This window comes from Coprococcus sp. AM97-35 (assembly GCF_027697525.1).
GTDB lineage: Bacteria > Bacillota > Clostridia > Lachnospirales > Lachnospiraceae > Allocoprococcus > Allocoprococcus comes.
The window spans coordinates 1-3,232 of the sequence record NZ_JAQESL010000059.1; the positions used below are offsets into that span (position 1 = coordinate 1).

Below are 3,232 nucleotides of genomic sequence, written 5' to 3' on the forward strand. Positions count from 1 at the left end.
ATATATGGAAATACTTTTCAAAAACGAGTGGACTCTTTTACAACTATGATAAAAGATAAACTATTCATTGAAAACTTATTTCGGAAATATCCATTATTAGAAAATATTTTGAAAATCAATTTTCATGATTTCACAAAGCTAATTTATGAGATTTATAAAAACTATGAAACAGATAAATTATTAATAAGAGAAAAATTTAATAAGGATTTTGGCAAAATTGTAAATATTAATATTAATTTAGGGGATAAGCATAATGGTAAAACAGTAGCAAAAGTGGAGTTTGAGAACGGGAATTTAATGTATAAACCAAGAAGATTATTAAGTAGCAATTTATATGATGAATTATTGCGGTTTATAGAAAATAAAGGAGTAATTGATTTTAAGCATTACCAATCAATTGTTATGCAAGATTATACATGGCAAGAATTTGTTCTATATGATGCTGACTTAACATTTGCAGAGGCACAACGATATTATTATAGAGCCGGTGTTTTATTATCATTATTTTTAATTCTTAAATCGACAGATATGCATCATGAAAATATAATTGTTTCAGGAGAATATCCAATGATAATAGATACGGAGACAATATTATCAGCAGCCATTAAAGATAATATGGAAATTACCAAGGGGCGAAGTATTGAGCAAAGTGTATTATCAACTGCAATGTTACCAATAAACGACAGTGTTTATGACATTAATGTTTCTGGTTTGTTTTTTAAAGAGGAATTTTCTAAAACAATATATTACTATTCACTAATCGAGAACAAAGAAAAAGATTTTTATTATGAAAAAAAAGCAGCATCTACAAGTTTGCAAAAAAATATCGTATTTGTGAATGGAAAAATAGTTGGAAGTGAAGAGGTTGGTGAAAAGTTATTAGAAGGATTTGAAGCTGGCGCAAAATGTTTGTTAAGAAACTTGGAAGAATTTAAAAAAATTCTAGGCAGTAGTAAGTATGCTCAGTTAGAAGTTAGAGCTTTATTGCGTGGAACACAGGTGTATTATACATTTATTCGTGAATGCAAAAAAATTGAAACGCTAAAAAACAAACAAAAATTTGATAAAATTTTGCGAATTTTGTTAAAGGGATTTCAGCCAGCAGAGTTTGGGTATCTTAGAGTTGAAGAAGAAATAGAAAATTTAAAGAAATTGGATATCCCCTTATTTTATACAAAATTGAATGATGTTAATTTATATAGCCGAAATAAAGTTATTTGCAATGAGTATTTTAAAAATTCGCCGTTACAAAATGTGTTAAATGGGCTTTCTGTTTTTAATGAAGAAATGATCAAGTACCAAAAACATTTAATTGAGTTGAGTTTGTTTACGTTTTCGTGTAAAGAAAGTGACATAAATACAGAGTCTCTATTAATTGATAAGTCAATAGAAAACAAAGAGTTGCAATACATATTGGGAAAATATGCCTATGAGATGTTAAGTTATGAAGTGCCAATGACAGATGATTCAAGTTTATTTTATATGGCAGCATTGAATCAAGAATGTCTTAGGATAGATGCCGTTAATGCTGGAATATATATGGGAGGGGGAATTATTCATTTTTTATATTCGTATGCAGATGTCTTCAAGGATGAAACAATTAAGAAGTATTCAAAGAGGCTATTAAAGGGAATTTATAATAGATATCTTATTGAAAAAGAAAAAATGGATATAAAGCCATTTGGAATTTATGAAGGATATGGTGGTATTTTATATTTATCATATAATTATTCAAGGCTAAATGAAGATTTAGAAATAGATACTATTTTTCAGACCATGTTAATTGATGTACTGGATTACTATAGTACAAAAAGCTTTGATAGAAAGATAGATACGGATTATATTAATGGTATTGGAAGTACTATACTTTTGTTAGGAAAAATATATTTTGAGAAAACAGTAGATAGATCCATAGAACAAAAGCTGGAAAATTTATTCGAAAAATATTATGAATTTTTAAAAATAAGTAGTATAGAAGATTCTATAGGGATTGCACATGGCCTATCAGGCGTTTCTGTTGTTCTTTCGTATATATACCGAATATTTAGAGAAGAAGAGTGCTTAAAGTTAATAGAGACTTTAATAACAAAAGAGGATCAAATAATAGAAAAATATTTAAAAACAAATACAATAAGCTATACGTGGTGTAGAGGTATGGCAGGAGTTCTTGTTTCAAGATGTGTCATAAAAGAAAATCTAGAATATATTTCTGGCAATACGTATCTTAAAAATTATTTACAGAAAAAAATAAATAAATATAGTACGAAAAATATAATAGAAAGTATGATGGAAGTAAAAAACGCTTGTTTATGTCATGGAATTGCAGGAAACATAGATGCTATAAATTATTTTAATAAGGTTACTGGTAATTCATATAAAACAGATTATTTTATAGATAATATAGATTCGTATAATTGGTTTACAAATTCGAAATATCAATTTGAATCATTTATGCTTGGAAAAGCAGGATTGATGTATAGTTTATTGTATCAATTAGAGGGGAATAATGTATTATCTATAAGCGCATTAGAAATAGTCAAGTAATATACAGTGATAAAAGAGCATAGAGGGCTACATGAAAAAAATTAAATTAATTAGACAAACAACAGTTTCGGAATGCGGGTTGTGTTGTGTTTCTATGGTTGCAGAATACTTTGGATATGTAAAACCTTTTAATTATTATAGGCAACAATATAATCCAGGGAGAGATGGGATTTCTATAAAAGAAATGTATTTAATTCTGTGTAATATACATCTATCTCCTAAAGTTTATAACTTAGACAATATAAAGGAATTTTATTTCGATAAAAAACCTTATATTCTTTTAACAAAAGACAATCATTATATTGTATGCGTTAAAAGAAAGCAAGGATTTCACTTATTTGATCCGGCAAAAGGGAAAAAAAGAATAAATCTTAAAGATTTGGAAAAAATTAGTGGTGGTATTCTTATATCATGCGATATTGATGAAAACTTTATTAAAATAAAAGAAAAAACAAGTGAATTTCGACATGTAAAAAAATTCTTTTTAAGTATATTGCCAACTTTTATTTGTGTTTCTGGTATTGCTCTTATAGGATACTTTTTAGCGTTGCTCATTCCTAAAGTAATTGAGGCAATAATAAATGATATATTACTTAGAACAGAGGTAAATCTAGATATTATTTTATCAAAATTATTAATTCTAATGTTAATATATTTAGTTATATCTGTACTACAAAATAATCTAACA

Annotated in this window: 2 protein-coding genes; both read left to right on the top strand. The window is 26.9% G+C overall.

The window, feature by feature from the left end; all coding sequences use genetic code 11:
• A partial coding sequence (gene lanM / locus PG840_RS16500; protein ID WP_270613899.1) for a type 2 lanthipeptide synthetase LanM occupies positions 1-2,544 on the top strand: 2,544 nt, incomplete at its 5' end.
• Between the two features lie 31 nt (positions 2,545-2,575).
• On the top strand, positions 2,576-3,232 hold a 657-nt coding region (locus tag PG840_RS16505; protein ID WP_270613900.1), incomplete at its 3' end, for a cysteine peptidase family C39 domain-containing protein.